23 protein-coding genes are annotated in these 22,168 nt (G+C 44.9%); 6 read left to right on the top strand and 17 right to left on the bottom strand.

Features of this window, described 5'->3' with window-relative positions; genetic code table 11:
- Nucleotides 1-199 precede the first annotated feature (199 nt).
- Nucleotides 200-931: a glycerophosphodiester phosphodiesterase gene (locus KR50_RS02275; protein WP_041054275.1), complete on the top strand. Its 732-nt coding sequence runs from the start codon at nucleotides 200-202 to the stop codon at nucleotides 929-931.
- Nucleotides 932-1,124: 193 nt separating this feature from the next.
- Here KR50_RS02275 and KR50_RS02270 read toward each other — a convergent pair whose 3' ends face one another.
- From KR50_RS02270 to KR50_RS02255, 4 genes are all read right to left on the bottom strand, one after another.
- On the bottom strand, nucleotides 1,125-1,556 hold the full coding sequence (locus KR50_RS02270; protein WP_041054273.1) for a hypothetical protein: 432 nt from the start codon (nucleotides 1,554-1,556) through the stop codon (nucleotides 1,125-1,127).
- Nucleotides 1,553-1,759 (bottom strand): helix-turn-helix transcriptional regulator, encoded by a 207-nt coding sequence (locus tag KR50_RS02265; RefSeq protein WP_041054271.1) that lies wholly within the window; start codon nucleotides 1,757-1,759, stop codon nucleotides 1,553-1,555. Before KR50_RS02265 ends, KR50_RS02270 begins: the two co-directional genes overlap by 4 nt.
- 369 nt (nucleotides 1,760-2,128) lie before the next feature.
- A complete protein-coding gene (locus tag KR50_RS02260; protein ID WP_041054268.1) occupies nucleotides 2,129-2,512 on the bottom strand; it encodes a hypothetical protein in 384 nt (127 codons plus the stop codon).
- A 148-nt stretch (nucleotides 2,513-2,660) separates the two neighbouring features.
- Nucleotides 2,661-2,876: a hypothetical protein gene (locus tag KR50_RS02255; RefSeq protein ID WP_041054265.1), complete on the bottom strand. Its 216-nt coding sequence runs from the start codon at nucleotides 2,874-2,876 to the stop codon at nucleotides 2,661-2,663.
- A gap of 142 nt (nucleotides 2,877-3,018) precedes the next feature.
- Here KR50_RS02255 and KR50_RS02250 point away from each other — a divergent pair, with 142 nt between their 5' ends.
- From KR50_RS02250 to KR50_RS02240, 3 genes are all read left to right on the top strand, one after another.
- Nucleotides 3,019-3,606 (top strand): GNAT family N-acetyltransferase, encoded by a 588-nt coding sequence (locus KR50_RS02250; RefSeq protein WP_041054264.1) that lies wholly within the window; start codon nucleotides 3,019-3,021, stop codon nucleotides 3,604-3,606.
- Nucleotides 3,599-4,642 carry a serine hydrolase domain-containing protein gene (locus KR50_RS02245; RefSeq protein WP_041054263.1) on the top strand — a complete coding sequence of 348 codons (1,044 nt, stop codon included), beginning with the start codon at nucleotides 3,599-3,601 and terminating at the stop codon, nucleotides 4,640-4,642. The genes KR50_RS02250 and KR50_RS02245 overlap by 8 nt, the downstream gene beginning before the upstream one ends.
- A gap of 156 nt (nucleotides 4,643-4,798) precedes the next feature.
- Nucleotides 4,799-5,290 carry a cysteine hydrolase family protein gene (locus KR50_RS02240; protein ID WP_041054262.1) on the top strand — a complete coding sequence of 164 codons (492 nt, stop codon included), beginning with the start codon at nucleotides 4,799-4,801 and terminating at the stop codon, nucleotides 5,288-5,290.
- Nucleotides 5,291-5,459: 169 nt separating this feature from the next.
- Here the strand turns inward: KR50_RS02240 and KR50_RS02235 are convergent, their stop codons facing one another.
- Nucleotides 5,460-7,034 (bottom strand): sensor domain-containing diguanylate cyclase, encoded by a 1,575-nt coding sequence (locus KR50_RS02235; protein WP_041054260.1) that lies wholly within the window; start codon nucleotides 7,032-7,034, stop codon nucleotides 5,460-5,462.
- Between the two features lie 84 nt (nucleotides 7,035-7,118).
- Nucleotides 7,119-8,576, bottom strand: coding sequence for a DASH family cryptochrome (locus tag KR50_RS02230; protein WP_041054259.1), 1,458 nt, complete (start codon nucleotides 8,574-8,576; stop codon nucleotides 7,119-7,121).
- Nucleotides 8,577-8,677: 101 nt separating this feature from the next.
- Between KR50_RS02230 and KR50_RS02225 the strand changes: the two genes are divergently transcribed.
- Nucleotides 8,678-8,974: a hypothetical protein gene (locus KR50_RS02225; RefSeq protein WP_156969439.1), complete on the top strand. Its 297-nt coding sequence runs from the start codon at nucleotides 8,678-8,680 to the stop codon at nucleotides 8,972-8,974.
- Between the two features lie 52 nt (nucleotides 8,975-9,026).
- On the opposite strand, the gene KR50_RS02220 is transcribed toward KR50_RS02225, so the two are convergent.
- The gene (locus KR50_RS02220) at nucleotides 9,027-9,311 is read right to left on the bottom strand and encodes a hypothetical protein (protein ID WP_041054255.1); all 285 of its coding nucleotides are present in this window, start codon (nucleotides 9,309-9,311) and stop codon (nucleotides 9,027-9,029) included.
- Nucleotides 9,312-9,491: 180 nt separating this feature from the next.
- Here KR50_RS02220 and rlmH point away from each other — a divergent pair, with 180 nt between their 5' ends.
- Entirely contained in the window at nucleotides 9,492-9,971 is a 480-nt protein-coding gene (gene rlmH, locus KR50_RS02215; RefSeq protein ID WP_041054252.1) for a 23S rRNA (pseudouridine(1915)-N(3))-methyltransferase RlmH, read from the top strand.
- A gap of 88 nt (nucleotides 9,972-10,059) precedes the next feature.
- On the opposite strand, the gene KR50_RS02210 is transcribed toward rlmH, so the two are convergent.
- From KR50_RS02210 to KR50_RS02165, 10 genes are all read right to left on the bottom strand, one after another.
- The gene (locus KR50_RS02210; RefSeq protein ID WP_041054250.1) at nucleotides 10,060-11,550 is read right to left on the bottom strand and encodes an AMP-binding protein; all 1,491 of its coding nucleotides are present in this window, start codon (nucleotides 11,548-11,550) and stop codon (nucleotides 10,060-10,062) included.
- Nucleotides 11,551-11,563: 13 nt separating this feature from the next.
- Nucleotides 11,564-12,304, bottom strand: coding sequence for a 3-oxoacyl-ACP reductase FabG (gene fabG / locus KR50_RS02205; RefSeq protein ID WP_041054248.1), 741 nt, complete (start codon nucleotides 12,302-12,304; stop codon nucleotides 11,564-11,566).
- Complete coding sequence (phaZ, locus tag KR50_RS02200) at nucleotides 12,283-13,197, bottom strand: intracellular short-chain-length polyhydroxyalkanoate depolymerase (protein ID WP_041054246.1); 915 nt, start codon at nucleotides 13,195-13,197, stop codon at nucleotides 12,283-12,285. Before phaZ ends, fabG begins: the two co-directional genes overlap by 22 nt.
- Nucleotides 13,194-14,207: a 3-oxoacyl-ACP synthase gene (locus KR50_RS02195; RefSeq protein ID WP_408606138.1), complete on the bottom strand. Its 1,014-nt coding sequence runs from the start codon at nucleotides 14,205-14,207 to the stop codon at nucleotides 13,194-13,196. The genes phaZ and KR50_RS02195 overlap by 4 nt, the downstream gene beginning before the upstream one ends.
- Nucleotides 14,201-15,208, bottom strand: coding sequence for a branched-chain amino acid ABC transporter permease (locus KR50_RS02190; RefSeq protein ID WP_041054243.1), 1,008 nt, complete (start codon nucleotides 15,206-15,208; stop codon nucleotides 14,201-14,203). Before KR50_RS02190 ends, KR50_RS02195 begins: the two co-directional genes overlap by 7 nt.
- A gap of 4 nt (nucleotides 15,209-15,212) precedes the next feature.
- Entirely contained in the window at nucleotides 15,213-16,073 is an 861-nt protein-coding gene (locus tag KR50_RS02185) for a branched-chain amino acid ABC transporter permease (RefSeq protein ID WP_041054240.1), read from the bottom strand.
- A gap of 12 nt (nucleotides 16,074-16,085) precedes the next feature.
- Entirely contained in the window at nucleotides 16,086-16,793 is a 708-nt protein-coding gene (locus KR50_RS02180) for an ABC transporter ATP-binding protein (protein WP_041054237.1), read from the bottom strand.
- Nucleotide 16,794: 1 nt separating this feature from the next.
- Nucleotides 16,795-17,541: an ABC transporter ATP-binding protein gene (locus tag KR50_RS02175; RefSeq protein WP_041054234.1), complete on the bottom strand. Its 747-nt coding sequence runs from the start codon at nucleotides 17,539-17,541 to the stop codon at nucleotides 16,795-16,797.
- Nucleotides 17,542-17,634: 93 nt separating this feature from the next.
- Nucleotides 17,635-18,855 (bottom strand): substrate-binding domain-containing protein, encoded by a 1,221-nt coding sequence (locus KR50_RS02170; protein WP_041054232.1) that lies wholly within the window; start codon nucleotides 18,853-18,855, stop codon nucleotides 17,635-17,637.
- A gap of 112 nt (nucleotides 18,856-18,967) precedes the next feature.
- Entirely contained in the window at nucleotides 18,968-22,159 is a 3,192-nt protein-coding gene (locus KR50_RS02165) for a BTAD domain-containing putative transcriptional regulator (RefSeq protein WP_041054230.1), read from the bottom strand.
- Between the last annotated feature and the right edge of the window lie 9 nt (nucleotides 22,160-22,168).

The raw sequence follows: 22,168 nt of genomic DNA, 5'->3' as shown, positions 1-22,168 counted from the left end.
AATCCTTTACATTATCTTTATGCTATCTTAACACTGGTTCAGTAAGGTTAAGACAGGACGCAATTTGCGTTGAACCCCAAAACTAAGGTGACCAGGAAGGCCATTAAAACGACTGAGAAAGGATAAAACGACTCTCAATTCCGCTATTATGGCCTGTTTTACTTCATTCGCGCACGTACTACCTTTGAGGAGGATCAAGATGACAAATGTGAAGCTGTTTGCCCATCGCGGCTCGTGTACCATGTGCCCTGAAAATACGATGGCTGCTTTTCGCCAGGCCCAGCGTGAAGGGGCAGATGGAATAGAGCTGGACGTTCAACTGAGCAAGGACGGGTATGTGGTTGTGATTCACGATCGCACCGTTACCCGCACGACCAACGGAAGAGGAACAGTAGCAGGTCTGACCTTCCAGCAGCTCCGAAGCTTGGATGCAGGCAGCTGGTACAATGAAGCCTGCATAGATGAAAAAATTCCGACTCTTGAAGAAGTGCTGATATGGATCAAAACAACGGAACTGGAGTTAAACATCGAGCTAAAAACCGATGAAGAGCCCTACCCCGGCATCGAGCAGGCAGTACTAGATTTGATCAATGAATACGCTTTGCGGGACCGCATCGTACTATCCTCCTTTAATATAGAAACGCTAAAACGAGTAAGAGACCTTGATGATTCCGTGAAGCTTGCCTATTTAATCAGCGACCAAACAGAAGAAGCCGTGACCAAGGCGCTATCGCTGAAATCAGACCTTCACTGCCAGCTGTCATTCATGAAAACAGAAGAAGCAGAAAAAGCGGTTCAGGAAGGGATCGCCATACGTCTGTATACAGTAAACGAAGCAGAAGAACTCATCTCCATTAACTTAAATTATATAGAAGCCATTATAACGGATGCACTGGACGTACTGAAAAAGGCGTTCAAAGTTGGTTCGTAGCTCCTATAACATAAAAAGAATGAATTCATGATGATCAGCCATGAATTCATTCTTTTTATTTCCGATAGCTGTCGAGCAATTGTATCTAAGAAGAAATCAATCCTACGTTCAGCCTCTTTCTATAATCGTCAGATGCTTCTTTTCGTAAGTAAATCTTTTTAATACATAGATTTTCTGCCACTCTTTTAAGCCATTACATTTCTTTGTAGTACTTATACCGGTAATAAGTCGTATACATAATGATGAAAAAATAGGTGAAAGCAAACAGCAATAATAGCAGCAGATCGATCCCCATGATGGCAACGGCAAATAATAAGGCGCTAATTAAAAAGATCATCATGTCATAGGATTTGGCTTTTGCCCGATTTGAAATAGCGATGTTGCGCTCATCTTTCTTTTCAATCTCCAGGTCCTTTGCAGCAGCGGGATCTCTGTTACTCGCGTGTTGAAGCACGATTTCTCCCATCCCGTGACCGAAAATAACACAGCCAATTCCGACAGAAAGATAAGGCAATACTGCCAGCAAACCTTGCAAATCGTCAATGGTTTTAATGAAATACACACCCACTGCCAGCAAACCTATGCCAACAGCGGCAAGTAAATAAGCCGTATAAATTTTCTTCATTCTTTTTCCTCCTCCTCATAAATAAAAATTTCTTCTATATTCAATTCAAAGTAACGGGCAATCTTGAAGGCTAAAAGGATCGATGGATTATAACGTCCATTCTCCAGCGAACCGATCGTCTGCCTGGACACTTCAAGCGCTCGTGCTAATTCTTCCTGTTTAATTCCATGTTTTTTGCGGATTTCTTCTAAACGATTGTTCACCCATTCACCCTCCTTACGGAAAGTTAACTTTCCATAATTGAAATGTATCCTACAAATGAAAAGATGTCAAGCTAGCTTTCCATTTAAATTCTAAATAAAAAAAGAGCTCGAGACAGATATGTCTCAGCTCTTTGACCGGTTCGCTTCAGGTGGACGCAGGGACGGCGCTGAGCCCTCCTCAGGCTTCGCCTTGCGGGGTCTCAGCTTGCCGTCATCTCCTGCTGGAGTCGCCACCTTCCGCTGCGCTCACCTCATACAAATAATAGATACTGCTTTATTTGGCTCTGTTAAATTTAATTGCTGATAATAAAACAATTTTAAGGAGTCATAATTTTTTACTGTTCCTAACAATTATCTTTTCTTATCGACTTATCTCTCTGTGTCTGGATTTGCATCAAACTCTATATCGACAATATCTGGTTCTTGTCCTTGTTTAGTCAGAGTGACGATCGCTTGATAATCATTTTTCCATTCGACAGTTGTTTTGTCCGGTATCTGTGTTTTCATTACGTTTTTATCATCGTAGTAGATTCTAATAGTTGGGTCAGGAAAATCGTGTTTCTTAACAATCTCGATTGAGTTTAGTTGATTTGGAGAATGACTGATCTTTAACTGTGTTTCTTGAGAGGATAAAATATACCAGGCTGCTATTGAAATAACTGAAATACCTAAAGCGACTGGGATAAACAGACAGCCCATTTTAGTTGAGAATTTAGTTTTTTCTTGTTCTACGCTATCGTCATTCCAATCCATTGTTGTTGTCCTTTCTTCGTTGACGTTTGAATGTGATACAAGAGTATAAAAAAAAGGTCTCGTCAATTTCAACGATACCTTATTTACCATTAACAGAACCTATTTTATAATGCTTACACTATTTAAGTACATAACGCACGCTTTGGAATTACATAAACTGTTTACACTTCGTACAATAAGGCGTTGTCTGTCCTCTTCTAATCACATTGTTACAATAGGAGCAGCGAATGGATCGTGATTCCTCCTGGGCCACGCCTTCCCATCCTTTTGCCATTAATAGACTAAGCAAATTCATTGATTTCACATTAAAACGAAAATAAATCCAGATCCCAAATGCAGTGAGAATTGCGGCCAGTAATGCCATGTATTTTCCTCCTATACAGATGAATTTGCCTTGCAAGGAAAAAGAAAATAAAACGAAAGAAGATTAGGAATATTTAGTAAAGTTTGGTAACCTAAGTATATCATGTATTTACTTTAAAACTATATAGCAAGGTGGAAAATAAATGAAGGATAAGACTGAAAAGCAGTTATTTAAAATAGATTGCGGAGCACTATATCTTCAGGAATTTTCACTTGAAGAGGCTGAAATCATTTCCACCATAGCCAACCAGCCGGCAATCCGAGAGTTTCTGCCGGATTGGTCCTCCACGACAGAACAAAGAGAGGAATGGCTGACTCACTATGAAATACCGGCAAATAAAGCGTTTCTTGAAGCTGCAAGTCAAGGGAACATAGGAGAGCACTTTTTAAAGCTTGGCGTCTTCATCAAGGCGACAGACGAATGCATTGGCTGGTGCTGTTCGGGGATAAAAGAAGAGCTTCCTGAGCCAAACAGGGAAATTGTGTATGCGCTTTCTGAGCGTTTTCAGGGAAAAGGCTATGCGACAAAAGCGGTGCAAGGCCTCATCAATTATTTATTTAACGAAACCAATACGGAAATTCTGAATGCCATAGCGCTTCCACGTAATGTTTCCTCATCGAACGTGATCAAAAGATGCGGGTTTACTTTTGAGGGGGTTCAGACGATTGATGACGAACCGCATCATCACTATCTACTGAAAAAAACAGAGTGGAGGAAAATGCATGAGTAATAGAGAAAAAGTCTTGGAGGAAATTGAAGAAAAAATGAAAGAGTGGAAGGTGCCAGGTTTATCGATCAGTGCTTTTACTGAAAATGACTTCTGGCAGGCTCAGCTGGGCGTGAGGGAAGTTGGCGGCGATCCAGTAGAGGCACAGGATCTCTTTCATGTGTGCTCCATAAGCAAGTTCATTACGGCAGCCCTTGTGATGCATCTTGTTGACCAGGGAGTGGTTCAGCTGGAGCGGCCTGTAAATGATTATTTAGTATCGTTTAAGGTTCCGGATAATGAATGGACTGCCGGTCAAAAGGTGACGCTTCAAAATCTTCTTGCCCACCAGGGAGGCTTTATTGATCCACCGGGGAGCTATGAACCGATTCAAAGCGGAGAACAAATTCCCGTTAATCTCGATCTGCTTTCCGGAAAAACGGCCTATCATGCAAAACCCGCTGCGGTTTCGTACGAGCCTGAAACACAGTTCTCTTATTCAGACACAGGCTACTCTATCGTAGAACAGATGATCACAGAAGTTACAGGGCTAAACATCTCGTCTGCCCTAACCTCGCTTGTTTTGGAGCCGGTCGGGATGGAGAATACCTTTCTGTGGTCTGCCATGCCTAAGGGACTGCCCATGGCTTCCGGGCATCACAAAACAGGAGAGATCGTGACGGGGAAAAGAGCTGTCTATCCAAATGAATCAGGCGCTGGCGTGTGGACTTCATCTGAAGATTTAGGTAAATTATGTATCCAACTAATAAAAGCATGGAATGGTTCATCTGAAGTTTTCTCTGAAAGATCAGCAAGAAAGATGCTTAACGCATTTGGCTGCGAACCTGCAGCAGGTCTAGGGGTGTTTCGTTCCGATAGCGAAAATGGAGTACAGATCGTATCCAATGGCTGGGGAGTCGGGTTTCAGTGCCAGGTCAGATTCAATCCGGAGAGACAGACGGGAACTGTCGTGATGGTCAATCAGGATCCAGGCGTACCTCAGCCTGAATCCATTGTCGGGGAGTGTATGAAAATTGTTGAACAGGCTGTATTAAATTAAGTATATTGAATTAAAAGGAAAAATATTAATCTATTTTAATTCTGTTAAATGAACAAAGCCCCAGAGCGCTGGCACTTGATTACTTTCATTTATTAGATTTCCGTTGCAAGCGTTCCCTCATCCAAGCGAAACATTAGTTTAGTAGGAGGAAGTATGATGCAGAAAAAAGCTTTAGTAGTCATTGATATTCAAAATGATATAACAAAGAATTACAAAGAGGTTATTGATAATATCAACAAATCAATTGATTGGGCGGTCGAAAATAATCTTCATGTGGTTTATATAAGACATGAGAATTTATCACCTGGTACGAGAACGTTTAAAACAGATACACGAGGTGCCGAATTAGCTCCAGATTTGAAGCTGGTATCCCCAAATGTTTTTACAAAATATAAAGGAAATGCATTAACAAGTGAAGAATTCGCAGACTTTATTAGAATAAATGAAATAGACGACTTCTACATTACTGGAGCAGATGCGATTGCTTGTGTTAAGTCAACCTGCTATAACTTACGCAAATCAGGCTACGGGGTGAGTGTACTATCAGATTGCATTACCAGTTATGATAAAAAGAAAATTGATGGCATGATCGACTATTATGAGAGTAAGGGATGTGAGATCATTCGTTTGAATGACTTAGTGAGTTAAGAATTTACAGGGTCATTTAATCGTCCAGAGGTAGTTTTAGCATGCTGTTCCGTTTCTTAACTTTTCTGTTAACGACTAACAGATGTGAAAAATTAACGTAAAAAAAGGACTCGATTGGGTCCTTTTTTTGGGTCATGTATTAATAATATGATTTAACACAGCTAGTTGATTAAAGTACCAAGGTCTTGGCCTCTATTGTTTCGTTATAAATCCGGTAGCCATTTTTCCCGTTGTGCTTAATCTCATACATCGCAAGATCAGCCTTATGAATGAGGGCTTCAAGTTGGTTTCCGTGCATGGGAGAGAGGCTGACGCCAATAGAAACGGAAATCGGAATTTCAATGTTTTCTGCCAGGAAAGGCTCATGCTGAAACGCTGCAAGCAGATTGTCCAGGTAGACCTGTGTTTCATTTTCATAGCCGATCGGCAGGTATAAGAAGAATTCATCTCCTCCAACGCGTGAAGCGAGCCCTGATTTTTTCATGGAATGCTTTAAAAGCTGAGCAACATGAATGAGGAAGGCATCCCCAACCTGATGGCCGTACGTGTCATTAACATTTTTAAATCCATCTAAATCAATCAGCACGACAGCGAGCTGCTGGTATTGCTGAATAGCTTTTGCGCCTTGATCGTAAAAGGAGCGGCGGTTGGCTAAATGAGTTAGAGAATCGTGATACGCAAGGAATCGTATGGTTTTTTCGTCTTCCTTTGTGGAATCAATATCACGTATGATCAGCATGCTGTGAAGATGCTGGTCGATGAAAATAAAATCCCCGTCCATGACCACATACTTTTCAGTTCCAGACGCTGTAATGATTTTTGTTTCAAAATTTGTAAATTTCTCTTCCTTTGAAAAAGAATCCAGTAAATGGTGAATCCATTCTTTTTGTCGTTTAACCGGAATAAAGTGCTGGAAAAAAAGCTGGTTCACTTGACCCTCTTCAAGCAGAAGGCGGGCAGCGGGGTTGGCACTTTCGATTAATCCATACCGGTCAATCAGCACAATCGCAGCAGGATTAAGGTTATACAGTGTTTCAAACCGTTTATGGGAGGAAGTAAGTATATCGAACTTCCGCAGTGCGTAGCTTAACGCAACCGCCCAGGCAAACGCGCCGTAAATGTATGGATAGGGAGGGATGGCCCCTTTAAATGAAGCGTAGCCAAAAATGACATCCCATACGAGAACAAAGGAAGCAGCGTAGATCAAAAGAGAAAGCACCTTTTGCTGGATCGTTACACGGGCTTTGGTTCTGGCGTAATAAAGCAAACCAATCACAAATAAATGAAACAAGTTCGAGACTGTCAGCGTCACAAGATAAGCTGTGTTGAATTCAGGGTATTTCCACATGCCCACCTGAATAAATTCCTGGCTGTTCATGAAGTTTTCCTGAAATATATACGTGAGAAGGATCGGGATCAGCGGCAGGTAAAAAACAGAAGGATACAAAAAAGCAGGTAATTTTTTGTAAAGCAGAGAAGCCTTAAAGATAAAGTGAGTAAACAGCGATAAAATCATAATGCCCGCATTGCCAAACCAGTAGGTAACAAGAGCCGGGCTGTATTCAATCGGCAAAAGATGCCTGACATATTCAGATAAAAACAGCATGCCGTAGCAAAGAATCGAGAGACTGACCAGGCGGTGCTCCACTTTTTTCGGGTTGCGCCAAAACACATCAATAGCCATGTAAAACAAAATAAATGCCGGCAGCATATACACAGCAAGTGGAATAAAAACTTCGCGCATGAAAGCACCGCCCTTCTTCTCATATGGTAAAAAAAGCATATCACAGAATAGGGACTTTAGCATCATATAATGTGCTTATTTCATTTATGTTTTTCCCATCGCCTGCTTCATCCGTTCTCTCCTTTCCCGCATGGCTTCCTGAAGGTCAATGATCGGCAGGGGGTAGTCCTCACCAAGCGTCACCCCGTACTCCTTCTGCTCAATCAGCCCCATCTCACGGGTAGCATGAATCCACGGGACCGGCACGCGGCGAAGCTCGGGCAGCCAGTGCTTCAGATAATCGCCTTCCGGGTCGTAATCTGCCGCCTGCTTTTCTACATTAAAGGTCCGGAACTGAATCGGATCGTTTCCAACCCCTGCGCTATACAGCCAGTTGCCGTAATTGCTTGCTACATCAAAATCCACAAGCTGCGATTCAAACCAGGCAGCGCCAATCCGCCAATCCAGCCCGAGGTTTTTCGTAAAAAAGCTCGCAGCATTCTGCCGGGCGCGGTTCGACATAAATCCGGTCTCTTTTAACTCCCGCATCGCAGCGTCCACAAGCGGGTACCCGGTTTTCCCCTGGATCCAGGCCTGCGTGAGTGTCTCATCCTGCTCCCAGGGAACGGAAAAGTCCCGCAGGCCGGAAGCGAAAAACAGCCGGTTGCCAAATTTACGGTGAACGAGGTGAAAATAATCTCTCCATAACAGCTCCACATAAAGCCAGTACGTCGAGCCATTTTCCACCCGTTCCTTTTCATAGCGTTTGATCTGCTCATACACAACTCTAGGCGACAGGCAGCCATGCGCAAGCCAGGGAGAAAACTTCGAGGAATCATCCTCAGCAAGCATGCCATTCCGCGTCTCCTTGTACACCTTCAGACGGTCTTTCGTGAAAAAATAATCCGTCAGCCGTTCCTTTGCCTGAGAAGAACCGCCTGTATAGCGGGGCGTACGGGTTAATTCTTCTAACCCAAGGTCTGACAGAGTCGGACAGTCGCCAAGCGGAAGCGAACCTCGCATGGTAAGTCCGGTTACGTTTAAAGGCGCAGGGATCGCCGTTCGTATCGGGGTTCCTGCCTTCTCCAGCTTTTTTCGGTACTGAGAAAAAGTCTGCGGAAGTTCTTCAATCGCAAACGGAAGATCGTCCGGATGAATCAGATTGCGTCCATGTGAAACGGTAAATGCAGCATCCGGCAGCACCTTGCGCACCGAATCTTCAACCGCCAATTCCTCACTCGCGATATCCTCGTGCAGATAAACCGATTGAATCGATACCTGTTGAGAAAGCACAGAAAACGCGTCAGCCGGATTCTCATGACGAATCAAAAGCGGAACTCCAATCGTCTCTAAATTGCGGCGCAAATCCTCCACACTATCCTGGACAAACCTTGCCCTATGCCGATCCGTTTTCTTAAAACCATAGCGTGTTTCCTCATATTCTTTTGGATCAAACACATAAAGCCCAATCACCGGCAGACCGCTTTTTGCCGCCTGCACAAGAGGCTCATGATCGTGCACACGCAAATCCTTCCGAAACCAAACCACAGCAGCCTTCTCCATCCGTATCCCTCCTGAATCTCTTTATCTTATGGTTTCCCTATTATCGGTGGGGGAATCATGAAGCGGAGTGTTGACGGGAAAAAAGTCTGGATCATGTGAAAGTGGCAGTTGAATTAGTAGGAAAAATTAGATTGTTCTGGAGAGAATGCATCCTGAAGAAACGAAAGCTGTGGAGAAGATCTTGCTTCAGACACAACACCTTTCCGACTGGCAGCAGAAGTGGCCGTGAACGAGGATTTACCAAGCTTCTAGATTTAGGGGTGTGGACAAAGAATCACGGAGATCATGATTATCCTTTTGTAGAAGAGCAAGAGCCTGTTCTTTCTGATTATAAGATCGATGGCGAAAAGGCCACTCACTTTGTTAACCATGCCAGAAAAACGTGTATAAGCCTGTAATTAAGGGTTTATACACGTTTTTGGGGATCATAATGATTATGGGTGTCTACTATTAACCTCTATAGATACCCCAGCTATGTAACAGGTTCCATAACTCGGTATCATCCGTATCCCAATCTTCAATTAATATTAAAGCCTGCTTCCATGCTTCAGGATGAACTTCAATGTTAGCCTCACTTGAATTGTGATAACGAATGTTTATAAAGTATGATATTACCCCGTTTGTGTTGCCTTCAATAAACTCAATATCCAGTAAGAGATAAACTAGCTTTGTTTCTTTTGTTTTCTGCTCATATTCATCATCTTCAACATATCTAATTTCTTCGCCTTTTTTCATTAATATTTACCCCTTTTTAAGATTCATTATAATATAAAAACCCCTTCATCGCTTATCGTATTCCCCCTCAAGAGGTGGCTTTTAGGGGGATTTGTAGAGATGCCATGAGAAAATGCTATCTTCAATGATAGAAGAGGAAAAGTGATACAATAAGATCATCAAGTTAATCGGAGGAACCACATGAAAATTTCAATTATCACCGTAGGAAAACTTAAGGAAAAATACCTTAAACAGGGCATTGCAGAATACACAAAACGCCTCGGAGCATATGCCACCATTGACCTCATCGAAGTGCCGGACGAAAAAGCACCCGAAAACCTGAGCGAGGCAGACATGCAAATCGTCAAACAAAAAGAAGGCGAACGCATCCTCAGCAAAATCACTCCGGACACGCACGTCATCACCCTGGAGATCAAAGGAAAACAGCTCACCTCAGAAGAACTCGCCAAACAAATGGACCAGCTCGCAACCTACGGCAAAAGCAAAATTGCCTTTATCATTGGAGGATCGCTGGGCTTAAGTGAGGACGTTACGAAAAGAAGTGACTTTGCGCTTTCTTTTTCCAAGATGACGTTTCCGCATCAATTGATGAAGCTTGTTCTGCTGGAGCAGATTTATCGGGGGTTTCGGATTAATCGGGGGGAGCCGTACCACAAATAAACAAAGTATCAAAATAAAACCCTATCTAAAAAAAGGCTGGGTTACCAGCCTCATCAGATCTTCATGTAGCCTGTTCTTAACCCCTAAGCTAATCAGCAATCGTATAGGTGTCTGACCATTTCTGGAGTTGGCGTTTATCGAGCTTGCCGACTGCGGTTTTTGGCAGGTCGGGGACGATGTGAATCCTTGCCGGGCACTTGTAACCAGATAAGTGAGCCTTGCAGTGTTCGTAGATCTGATCTGTGCGTAAGTGAGGATTGGATAAGGCAACGAATGCGACCGGCACCTCTCCCCATTGATCGTCAGGTTGTCCGATGACTGCCTGTTCCCGGATGCCAGGCATTTGGTTTAACACGGATTCTATCTCCTGAGGAAAGATATTTTCTCCGCCAGATATAATCATTTCTTTCTTTCGACCTCTGATGAGATAGTTGCCGGCTGCGTCACGTTCTGCAAGGTCCCCGGTTTTGAACCACCCCCCTTGAAAGGCTGCTGCTGTTTCATCCTGGCGCCTCCAGTAGCCTGAAAACAGATGAGGGCCCCGAATCCAGATTTCTCCTGCTGTATCAGGGGTATGAATTTCTGTTCCATCTTCCTCAAATAACCCGATTTCTGCATACACCATGGGTTTTCCTACTGAACACTTATAGCGCTGGGCGTGGTCGAGCGGCATCATAAAATTGTTTGGCCCAGCCTCGGATAATCCATAGCCCTGCTTAAAGGGGAGCTGTTGTTTCTCAAAAAATTCGTAAATGGAGAGTGGACATGGTGCTCCGCCGGAAAGGAACGTCTTCATAGTTGAAAAAGGATGGTCTGTCAGCTTTCCAGTGTGGATCATCATTTGGTACATGGTCGGGACGAATAGTGCAATTGTAATACGGTACTCATTCAGCTCGCGAATGACGTCTTCAGGGTTAAATTTTTTGCCGACAATGACATGTCCGCCGGCCATTAGAATCGGAATCGCGAGCGCATTGAGTCCGCCTGTATGAAAAAGTGGCATATAGGTCAGTGTCCTGTCTTCATCTGTCAGTCCCCAGGATACGATGGTATTAATTGCATTCCATTCGATTGCACGGTTTGATAGCATGACGCCTTTTGGTGTGCCCGTTGTGCCGCCAGTATAGATCATAAGCGACGTTTCTTCGGGTTGGGCTGTGAGCTGGGAAGCTTCCTCATGCGGCAGGTTCTGCAGTAGATCGCTGAGCCGCACCACTGACCAATGGGTGTTCTGTACAAGATGGTTCATTTCTTCATCCACTAAAACGATCGCGGGCTCGGCATCCTGTAAGATCGTTTGTATTTCCGATGGGTGAAGACGAGTATTTAGTGGAGTGAAGATGAGTCCTGTGCAGCTGCAGGCAAAGAGTAATGCAAAGGTTTCAATCGAATTAGCGCTGAGAAATGCAACGCGCGCTCCCTTTTTCAGTTTGCGGGAGAGAAAATAAGACTTCCACCGGCTGATTCTATTTTCGAGGGCTTCATATGTCCAGGTCTCCTGCGTTTCTGCATCAGTGAGCGCTAGAGCATCGGGTGTCATGCGAATGCGCTTTTGAAGCCAATGAGAAGTTGCGCTCATGCTATCATCCTTTCTACATCATAATCCCGCCGTCCACATGCAGCACGTGGCCGTGAACATAATCAGCCTCATCTGAAGCAAGAAATAAATAAGCGTTCGCAATATCCCGCGGCTCTGCCAGCCGCTTGAGCGATACGATTGATTTCATCTGATCAAGAATGTTGTCAGGCATTTTGGCAACCATTGGCGTGGCGGTAAACCCTGGTGCAACAGCATTCACCTGGATGCCTTTTCTGCCTAGTTCCTTTGCCCATGACTTAGTCATTCCGATCACTGCGGCTTTGGAAGCTGCATAGTTTGTCTGCCCGACGTTACCGTAGACACCGCTAACAGATGAGGTGTTGATAATCTTGCCTGCGCCTTGTTTAATCAGGTAAGGGAGGGCAGCCTGAGTCATATGAAAAAGCCCTTTAACATTAATATCAAGCACTTCATCAAACTGTTCTTCTGTCATTTTGGTGAACATGGCATCACGTGTAATGCCTGCGTTGTTGATCAAAATATCCAGTCTGCCATACTGTTCAATGGTGAAGGCCACGGCCGCTTTCGCCTGATCTGCCTTTGAAACATCTGTCCGGCAAAAGACAACATTCGCCTGATGATGTTCAAGTGCACTGATCAGCTGTTCACCCTGTTCCTGATTATAATCTGCTATGACTACACGGGCTCCTTGTTCTAGAAAAAGTTCTGTGGCCGCTTTCCCTATACCGCTTGCACCGCCTGTGATCAATGCTACTTTGTCTTGGAGCCGCATGCTGCATCCTCCTTTATAAATTCATCCATAATGCGAACCAGTTCATTCAGCTGATCTACAAGAGGTGAATGACCTGAATGGGTGAGCTGCACATGTTTCGCCCGGTCTTTCAGGTCACTCAAAAGTTCGTCGGTCATCTGCTGAGTGACGATCAGGTCTCGATCTCCGCTGATAACAAGAATTGGGACCTGAATCGAATCAATTTCGCCGGTTCCGATCGCGGCCTCATTTGGGATCGTACTAATGTTAAATGTATTAAGTGCATGATAGACGTCTGCGAGGTTGCGCTGCGTCAGCATATCATCCACATAGGCTTCATACCGGTTGTTATCCGGCTTTACATGCGTATAAATCCCTGCATTCCAGACAGCTTTCAATCCTTCACGGTCTTTCGCGTCATACAATCCCTGTATATGCTTAGTGCGAAGGGGATCCTGCTCAATTTCTTCTCTTGTTGTGAGACGTTTTACCTTTGTCAAATCAGTTGGGTCCATGTACTGCAGGAAAGGATAGCCTTGGGAAGAAGCAGATGCAAGCAGGATCAGCTTTTCCACGGTTTCAGGGTAGTCAATCGTATACTGCATAGCAACAGCACCGCCGAGTGACCAGCCGACGAGATGAAAGTTTGTGAGCCCAATTTGTTTTACCCATTGTGCAAGATCCTCCGAAAAGTCGCGAATGGATGTGATGGGCTTTCGGTAGCTTGAACCGCCAAATCCCCGAAGGTCCGGTGCGTAAACGGTATAAGTTGCCGGCAGTTTTTCAATGAGAAGATCCCAGTGTGCCGAAGAAGTCATGTTGCCGTGAACGAGTACAATTACTTTTTCGCTGCCGGCACGCATGCGATAGGCGATGTCTTCTCCATTTTTCAGTTGAATGGTCTCCAGTGTCATTCTTTTTCCCTCCATTTAATGACTTGCGCTGCCCAGGCGTAGCCGATGCCGGCACTGACCAGAACCACGAGGGTGCCTGGCTTAATTTTATTGCGGGCAAGCGCAAGTTCTAAAGAAATAATTTGATCAAACTGACCAATATGGCCATAATCTGATAGATAAATAGACTGATCATCTGTCAGTCCGAGCTGCTGTAAGACATAATCATGTGCTGAACGTTTCATATGAAGAATACCGAGATAGTCAATATCCGCTTGTGTATAGCCGCTTTTTTCAAGTGCGTCACGAATCACGAACAGGAAATTCTGCATTGACTTTGCTTCAAGGCGTGCTTTCATTCCCTCGGGATCCATGACATCAAGTTTGTACCGGTTGGTCTTAAGATGTTCCTGAGTCAGCGGGCTTTTTGTTCCCCCAACAGGTACCACAACATCTTCTGAAAACGACCCATCTGTTACGATGGAATTTCCGAGCAGTTCATTGTCAACAAGCTCTCTTGATAGCACAAGTGCTCCACCGCCTGAAGCGAGATTAAACATGAACCGGGTGCGCTGGTTTTGGTAGTCAATGAAATCTTCATTGCGGTAACCGCCGGCAAGCAACACATAGCGGATAGCGCAGTCTGCTGCCATCAGATCATTTGCCAGCTTCATCGCCATCATTGTTGTTCCACAGCGGAGTGCCGCATCAAAAGCCCATGCGCGTGTTGCCCCAAGCCGGTTCTGTATATAGATGCCTGCTGTCCAGAGCGGGTATTCTTTGTGCTCTTCGCCGATATAGATGATCAAATCCAGCTGTTTCGCACTGATACCGGCTTGTTCAAGCGCGCGAACAGCAGCTTGAATGCCCATTTCAGCAGTATGATCTTCAGGGCCAGCTACAGGTTTTTTTGTAATCCCCATTTTTTCGCGGATGACTGCTTCTGGCACCCCCGAGATCTCAGCCAGCTGGTCAGCAGTCATATAGTTGTTCGGGATATAGCTTCCAACTCCTGCAATGCCTGTCATGATTTCACCACCCTTTTTTTCAATGAGCGGTGGACACCGACCTTTTTCCCGCGGAGCTTCAAATAGAGGCTTTGAATACCACCGGCAATACCGCGTGGAAAGAAGATCACAGCGAGGATGTAGAGAATGCCGAATAAGATAATCCAGCGTTCAAAAATTGGATTCTCTCTAGCAAGGCCGGACAAGTAATGCTGTGCAAGTTCAATGACGCCGGCACCAAGTATAGGCCCGATCAGCGTACCGACTCCGCCAATAATGGTCATCAGCAGGGCATCGAGCGTAATGTCCATCGTCATGACACTGGTATTTACAAAGCGCAGTGAAATCGCATAAAGGGAGCCTGCAAGTGAGGCGATGACTCCAGCTGCCACGGATGCTATCACCTTATAGTGCAATGTTTTAAAACCAAGAGAAGCTGTACGGCTTTCATTTTCTCTCAGTGAGATTAGAACGCGTCCCATCGGTGAGGACACAAAGCGTTTCAAAAAAACAAAAGAGGCAAGCAGGCAGCCAAGGGCAACGAGATAAAATACTAAGCGGTCCTGAAAAATTTCCGGTGCACGAAAGGTAAACCCGTCATTTCCGTAAGTCAGCGTACGCCATTTTTCAGCTGCTACCAGAAACAAACCTGATAAAGCCAAAGTCAGCATTGCGAAATAATGGCTTTTTAACCGAAGGGTCAGGATCCCGACAAAAAAGCTTACGATTGCTGCCAGCACCATTCCGCACGCGATTGAAAGAATAAAATATAGAAGCGTTGGTTCAAATGATTTTAGAAAAATACCTGTACTGTAAGCACCGATCCCGAAAAACATCGCGTGGCCAAAAGAAACAATGCCTGTATAACCCAGCAGCAAATCATAGCTCATCGCCAATATGGCGAAAATAAAAATCTGAGTCAGCAGAATGGTCCATGTACGGGATTCCGTCACGAACGGAAAGATAATGAGTGCCAGTGCAATGATCAGGTAAACACCATTGTGAAGTGATAATGCTTTTGCCATCCTTTCACCCCCTTGCCGCAAACAAACCCTGCGGTCTGAAAATTAATACAATTGCCATCAGAATCATGTTGACTGCCAGTGATAAATCAGGAACATAGTAGGCCATAAAGCTTCCGGCAAGACCTACAAGTATGGCAGCAAAAAGCGATCCCGGAAGCGACCCCATTCCGCCTATTACAACGACGATAAAGGCGAGAATCCCGAACTCAAGTCCCATCTCGGCATATACAACACCTGAATAAGGTGCCATCAGTGCTCCGCCAAATGCAGCAAGTGCTGCTCCTGCAATGAAGGTATATAAAAAGACCTTTTTTATATGAATCCCAAGCGCCTGCACCATATCCTTGTTCAAGACGCCAGCCCGCACGATCAGGCCAATCTTTGTGCGTTTCAAGATAAACTGGATCAGTGCGAAAACAACAAAACCAGTTACAATAATAAACAGGCGGTATTTAATTAAAATGACATCACCTATTTCAAAGCTTCCTGCTAAATAGGAAGGGACGCCTGCTGCCAGCTGATTAGGTCCGAAAACAACTTTAATCATTTCAGTCAGGACGAGCATGAAGCCAAGTGTAATCAAGATCTGCTGGACATGATTGCCGTATACTGGCGCAATAATCAGTTTTTCCGTAACAAACCCGAGGACAACGCCTGTCAGGAGAGCCCCAAGAATTGCCAGCATAAAACTGTCAGTGGCAGTATAGGTCCAGACCGCAGCAAATGCACCCCAGACAAAAAGTCCTCCGTGTGCGAAGTTCAACACATCCATTAAACCAAAGATCAGCGTCAGCCCGGCAGCCAAAAGGAAGATCAGCATACCTGTAGCAAGTCCGTTTACAAATATATTAATGAGCAGTTCCATCACGTACCTCCTTTAGCCGATTCCAAGATATTTACGTTTCATTTCTTCATTTTCGATTAGATAGCCCATCTCCCCGGTGTGGACAGTGCGGCCATCATCAATCAGCGTAAACGTGTCTCCAACCTTTGACGCCATTCGGAAATTTTGTTCCACCAGAACAATGGTCGATTGTTTTTTTAGCTCGTGAATGGCTTCAATGACTTTTCCAATCACAACCGGTGCCAGTCCTTTTGATGGTTCATCAATGAGCAAAAGACGGCTGTCCTGTATAAATGCTCTGGCCATAGACAGCATCTGCTTCTGACCGCCTGACAGATTGCCCCCGTTTTTTTTCCAGAATTTCTTCAGATCAGGAAATAGTTCAAGAACGTAATTAATTCTTTTAGCTGTAGCATCTGACTGATCCCTCATGGCAACACGGATGTTTTCTTCAACCGTCAGCGTGGAGAAGATCCCCTGGTCTTCCGGAACATAGCCGAGGCCGCTTCGTGCAATTTTGTGCGTTGATAACTTTTCGATCGGCTTGCCTTCAAACAGGATGGTTCCGCTTTTGGCCGGGTGCAGGCCCATGATGGTTTTGAGCGTAGTTGTTTTGCCGGCACCATTCCGTCCAAGCAGTACACTGACCTGCCCGGCGGAAGCGGTAAAGTCTACGCCCTGGAGGATGTGGTATTCACCTATATAGGTGTGGACATTGCGCATCTCTAACAGGTTTGCCATTTTAATAACCTCCCAGATAAGCCTGTTGTACAGTCTCGTTCTCCATAATCTCCCCAGGCGTGCCATCTGCCAGTAACTTGCCGTTGAACAGCACCATAATAGAGTCAGAGAGATCAAGAATCATATCCATTTTGTGTTCAATCAACAGGATGGTTTTAGTACCCTGCTCTTTAATGGAATGGATGACATTGAGAATGGCAGGTACTTCCTCAAGAGACATACCAGCTGTCGGTTCATCCAGCAGCAGGACTTCCGTATCAAGAGCCAGCAGCATGGCAATTTCAAGCTTTCTTTTTTCTCCGTGCGAAAGTTGGGAAGCAAACAACTGGGCCTTATTATCAAGCAGCACCTGTTTCAGCAGCTCATGTGTTTCTTCAGCCAGCTCATGATAAGAATGAGCACTTTTCCAGAATGGGTAACGGATTTTCGACTTTGATTGTACGGCCAGCCGCACATTTTCAAATACTGTGAGGTTTGGAAAGACATTCGTAATTTGATATGAACGGCCAATTCCCAGGCGAGTCCGGTCCACAGCGCTGACTCCCCGCAGAGATTCCCCTTTATAAAAAATTTCCCCTTTTGTCGGCTTCAGTTCGCCGCTGAGCAGATTGAAAAAGGTCGTTTTTCCAGCCCCGTTCGGACCAATAACGGATTTGAACTGCTTTTCAGGCAATGTAAATGAAACATGATCAACTGCTGTATGTCCGCCGAACTGAATCGTCAGATCCTTTGTTTGCATGAACGTCATCTAGTGTCCTCCTTTTCTGCCCGTGTGCCTGAAGAACGGAACCCCATTCTTCAGGCACACGGACAGACGTGATTAAGCGTCTGTCCTTATGGCTTATTGGTTGTTAAGGATCGGCGGTTCTGTGTCTTCAGGAGACAATTCCTCGATCAGAACCGGCACTGGATAAGGGACGCCTTCCTGTTCTTCTAGCTTGATTGAATACATGGATTGCAGTGCCTGATGGTCTTCCGGACGGAACGTCATGGTGCCTTTAGGTGTCTCAAATGACATGCCTTCCATAATTCCGATTAATTCTTCAGCATCTGCAGAGCCTTCTGATTTTTTCAGTGCTTCAACAATCGAGATGGCCGCAGTCATACCACCAGGCGTAAAGAGATCCGGCACTTCGTCATCGTATCGTGCTTTATGTTCTTCCACTAACCAGTCGTTAACCTCATTGTCAGGAAGGGTGTGGTAATAGACACTGAATCCTTCCATTCCAACCAACGGCTCCATGATGCTAAGTGCCGGAATATCCGGTGCACCTGTCGAAATTTTGATGCCTTTATCCTGCAGCTTCATATCAGCAATTTGATTCCATGGTGAGTTTGCACCTGCCCAAACGACAAACAGATAGTCCGGATCCGCTTCAATGACCTTTTGTAAATTTGAAGTAAAATCTGTTGCAGCCGGATCAGCAAATTCCTCGAGCACAATGTCAGCGCCTAAGTCCTCTGCCGCAGTCTTAAATGCTGCTACACCGTCCCATCCAAAGGAATAATCAGGGGCAAATGTAGCGATTTTTACACCTTCGCCGGCAATTGCAGCTGCGCCGGCTTCAGCATCCTGTGATGAATTACGCGATGTGCGGAACAGATATTTATTGAATTCAGAGCCGGTGATACTGTCTGCAACGGCAGGTTCAACGATCATGATTTTTTCATATTCTTCAGCAAGTGGTAAAACCGCCAATGTATCTCCTGAACTCGATGAACCGACCAAGAAATCCACGCCATCTTCCTCCAAAAGCTTTGTTGCTTTCTGTACAGCGACTTCCGGCTTAGTTTCAGTGTCTTCAAACACGACTTCGATTTTTCTGCCGGCTACTTCCATGGTGCCGTCCGTTGCATAGTCCAGACCCAATTCAAAACCGCGCTGTGTTTGTTTCCCATATGATTCAAGTGCACCAGTCAGGGAAGCAAGGACCCCAACTTTAATTGGCTCATCTTTAATATCTGTACCTGCAGTGCCTGTTGTTTCTTCTGATTCATTCCCACAGGCACTCAGCACTAAAGCAGAAGACAGCAGCAGAACAGACCCCCATTTTTTGATCATTTCTTTACCCCTCTCATAAGTAAATTTGAAAGCGCTTTCTTTATTCCTCCTAAGTCTATTCCCCAGTAGTTACAAATGAGTTACAACTTAAAATCCGGCTCTAACATGAAAGCTAGAGCCGGATCAGGTCGTACATATTTATAGTTGTTTCCATGGGTCCCACCCCAAGTTCTTCACGAAGAATGCGTTCACAGGATGCGTACATATCAAGTGCGCGTTTGCGGTTTCTTTTTTGATAATACGCGAACATTAATAAACGGTAAGCTTCTTCCCAAGTCGCATCTTCAACCAGAATTTTATCTGCCCAGTAGATCACTTTATTGTAATCCTGAAGTCGGGTATAGAGCTGGGCAATGCGCTCCATCGCTTCTAAGTAACTGGTACGGAATAGCTCCTGTTCCCGACGGATCGCTTTGCTATCGGGTGTACGGTCGCCGTAAAGTTCTCCATGATATAAACGAATTGCCTTTTTCAAATGGCGTAACTGCGCTTTTGGACTCCTAAGCTCAAGGGATTTTTGAATTTCAAGCTGCCAATGCGCTGTATCAGGTTGTATAACTGCTTCCGGACGGATTCTGTAAAGCACCCCTTTGCGTTCAATGAAGTAAGATTCCTTACGCACCTGGCGCTGGGGTTCAATTGCTTTTAATAACGCATTATAGGTTACTTTAAAGTCCCGTTCTGCTTGGTCAAGGTCTACACCCGGCCACAATTCATCATAAATTTCCTGCTTATGAAGATAGCGGGTTCCATTCAGCACAAATAAAGCAAATAGCTCTTTCGCTTTTTCCCGCTGCCATTCTTTTTCCGGGACAGCCATCACGCCTCTTGAAACCTGAAAAGCCCCGAACATTTTGACGTGGAGCGTATAAGAAGGGGGGCGGATATCCTTTGTGAGACCAAGTTTTTTCAGGATGAAATGCCGCTTCTCTTCAGGAAGCTGGATCGTGGCATCATACCAAAAAGGAAGCGCACTGGCCGGATCAGCAAGTCCGAACAAAGAGTTGTGTTTGAACAAAAACTCAAATGGGTGTGTCAGAAGCAGGTGTGTAAGTTTGGACAGTTCTTCTTTACGAAACGGCAATTTTTTCGCCCACTGTAAAGCTGCTAAATGATAACGTGTAACAAATTCCCCAAACTGGTCACCGCATTGAAGAAAGCTGTCCAAGGCGTGGCTAAAGTCCTGCGATGCATCTTCCAAACGATTTTGTTGAACCTTCAGCTGAGCTCTTCCAACCAGCAGATAAGCTGACAGCCAGCTGTCCTGTACCTTTTCAGTTTCCCGGATGGCTGCGTCATAAGCTTCTGTGGACTGATCAGTTAATCCCTGCATAGCTAAAACACCTGCAAGGCCCATGAGCGGTTCTGCTTTTGCACGGTGTAGATCATACATCGTCAGCAGGTCAATGGCTTTTCGATAACAGCTATGCGCTTCATCGAGCTCACGAAGAGGTGCTATCAGATGCGCATGGCCTTTTCTAACATAGCCCACCGCTTCGATATAGATGGATTTTTCATCCCGTCCGTGACCGACACCCCGTTCCGCTAATGTCAGCGCCTCATCAGCTTCGCCAATCATTGAACTAATGAAGGAACCAAGAAGTGTCACTTCACGAAACATCTCAGGCAGGGCAGCAGGCTGCTGCTTCTTGCGCAGAACAATCTCCCGGGCATCTGTCAGCCGACCTCTTCTAAGATGCAGTCTTACATCAATATTATGAGTGGGTAAGTCCTCAATTTGCATACCGAATTGCCCCATCAGCTTTTCCGCTTCAACTGCCTGGCCAAGATTGACTAAGTTCTCAATACGCAGACATTTCCACTGCTTGAGCATGTCCGGATCAAAGTCTGTAATAGAATGGGCAAGCGTGAGGGCACGATCAAGATAAGGTTCCGCATAGAGCGGCTGAATCGTATCAATGTAAATAGAGGCGATGCCAATCATGCATTTCGCTTCTGTATGAATGTCCGTTTCATTTTGCGAATGTTTGGTGCAATCAAGATAAGAGGATTTGGCTTTTGCGTAATACGCTTTGTATCGATGCACTTCACCTTCAAGGTGGTAAAGAAGATAATGAATGGTTTTCAGCTCAGCCGGTATCAGATTCAACAGTTCCTCAAGGTAGTCAAACTGGCCGCTTGCAATGAGTTGTGGACCGAACTCTTTTACACGTTCAGCCAGTTGCGGAGGATCATTAATCAGACGGAAGTGTTTCATGGCCTGTACAATGTTTTGCTGACTGGTATAATAGGCGGCCAGCTCCTGATGGTGAGACAGCCACTCCTCTGGAAACCTCATGCGGAATGTATCCTGCAGAAATTGATGAAAAAGGGCATGAAAGCGATAATGAGAAGCGCCTATCTGGTGGACGAACATGTGAGAGTGAAGAAGTTCTGTAAGTAAGCGCTTACCTTTTTCTCCATAAAAATGGTTGATTGCCTGAAGATCAAATGACTCCATCAGACTGAGATGATAAAGCATCTGCTGTTCTTCAAAGGATCGCTTACCGACAACCTCTTGTGCGAGAAATTGAAAAAGTTCGTCGGTTGGCAGATCAGGTAATGAAAAGGACGGTTCCCTGAAGCTTGCCAGATAACTGCCAATAAGCTGTACAGCAATCGCCCAGCCTTCTGTTACTTCATTAATTTCATGAATAGTCTCGTCTGTCAGCTGAAGCTCGTAGGTATCCTCATAAAAATAACGGATTTCATCCGCTTGAAACTGCAGGTCATCAGAAGTGATTTCTACCAGCTGGCCGGAACTTCGAAGTTTTAACAGGTTGGACCATCTTGGCTTTTGACGGCTGCACAGGACAATGTGGATCGTCTCGGGCAGCAGTGTAATCACTTTTTCCATAAAAAAGTTGATACTAAAAACATGGTCAATCGTATGGTAATCATCAATTACAATCGTAAACTCCTCATCAATTGATGATAAAGTCTCAATGAACAATGTCACCAAAACCTGCAGTTCTGAAGGTTTAGGATAATGAGGAAGCGTACGTTTTTCTTTAAATTGATTGTCGACACCCGGGAAAACCCGTTCAACACTAGCCATCAAATAAAGCAAAAATGGCTGAATATCATCATCTTCCTCCTGAGCGGTATACCAGCTATAACGTCTCTTTTCATCCTGAAGGACATGGGACAGCAGGGATGTTTTCCCGTACCCGGCTCCGCTGTGAATGATCGTTAACGGTGAACGAAAAAGCTGTTTCAACTTAGCACTAACAGCTGCCCGCCTCAAATAATGAGGATATGTCGCAGGTGCTTTAACTTTAGATTCAAGAATGGAGATTTTCATCCTTTCACC

Source organism: Jeotgalibacillus campisalis (assembly GCF_000829515.1).
Classification (GTDB): Bacteria; Bacillota; Bacilli; order Bacillales; family Jeotgalibacillaceae; genus Jeotgalibacillus; species Jeotgalibacillus campisalis.
Note: the sequence above shows the minus strand (reverse complement) of the source record. Positions and strands in the feature narration are given on the sequence as shown.

Coding starts and splice junctions, on each gene's coding strand:
- KR50_RS02275 (WP_041054275.1), top strand. CDS start 200: ATGACAAATGTGAAGCTGTTTGCCCATCGCGGCTCGTGTACCATGTGC.
- KR50_RS02270 (WP_041054273.1), bottom strand. CDS start 1,556: ATGAAGAAAATTTATACGGCTTATTTACTTGCCGCTGTTGGCATAGGT.
- KR50_RS02260 (WP_041054268.1), bottom strand. CDS start 2,512: ATGGATTGGAATGACGATAGCGTAGAACAAGAAAAAACTAAATTCTCA.
- KR50_RS02255 (WP_041054265.1), bottom strand. CDS start 2,876: ATGGCATTACTGGCCGCAATTCTCACTGCATTTGGGATCTGGATTTAT.
- KR50_RS02250 (WP_041054264.1), top strand. CDS start 3,019: ATGAAGGATAAGACTGAAAAGCAGTTATTTAAAATAGATTGCGGAGCA.
- KR50_RS02245 (WP_041054263.1), top strand. CDS start 3,599: ATGAGTAATAGAGAAAAAGTCTTGGAGGAAATTGAAGAAAAAATGAAA.
- KR50_RS02240 (WP_041054262.1), top strand. CDS start 4,799: ATGCAGAAAAAAGCTTTAGTAGTCATTGATATTCAAAATGATATAACA.
- KR50_RS02235 (WP_041054260.1), bottom strand. CDS start 7,034: ATGCGCGAAGTTTTTATTCCACTTGCTGTGTATATGCTGCCGGCATTT.
- KR50_RS02230 (WP_041054259.1), bottom strand. CDS start 8,576: ATGGAGAAGGCTGCTGTGGTTTGGTTTCGGAAGGATTTGCGTGTGCAC.
- KR50_RS02220 (WP_041054255.1), bottom strand. CDS start 9,311: ATGAAAAAAGGCGAAGAAATTAGATATGTTGAAGATGATGAATATGAG.
- rlmH (WP_041054252.1), top strand. CDS start 9,492: ATGAAAATTTCAATTATCACCGTAGGAAAACTTAAGGAAAAATACCTT.
- KR50_RS02210 (WP_041054250.1), bottom strand. CDS start 11,550: ATGAGCGCAACTTCTCATTGGCTTCAAAAGCGCATTCGCATGACACCC.
- fabG (WP_041054248.1), bottom strand. CDS start 12,304: ATGCGGCTCCAAGACAAAGTAGCATTGATCACAGGCGGTGCAAGCGGT.
- phaZ (WP_041054246.1), bottom strand. CDS start 13,197: ATGACACTGGAGACCATTCAACTGAAAAATGGAGAAGACATCGCCTAT.
- KR50_RS02190 (WP_041054243.1), bottom strand. CDS start 15,208: ATGGCAAAAGCATTATCACTTCACAATGGTGTTTACCTGATCATTGCA.
- KR50_RS02185 (WP_041054240.1), bottom strand. CDS start 16,073: ATGGAACTGCTCATTAATATATTTGTAAACGGACTTGCTACAGGTATG.
- KR50_RS02180 (WP_041054237.1), bottom strand. CDS start 16,793: ATGGCAAACCTGTTAGAGATGCGCAATGTCCACACCTATATAGGTGAA.
- KR50_RS02175 (WP_041054234.1), bottom strand. CDS start 17,541: ATGACGTTCATGCAAACAAAGGATCTGACGATTCAGTTCGGCGGACAT.
- KR50_RS02170 (WP_041054232.1), bottom strand. CDS start 18,855: ATGATCAAAAAATGGGGGTCTGTTCTGCTGCTGTCTTCTGCTTTAGTG.
- KR50_RS02165 (WP_041054230.1), bottom strand. CDS start 22,159: ATGAAAATCTCCATTCTTGAATCTAAAGTTAAAGCACCTGCGACATAT.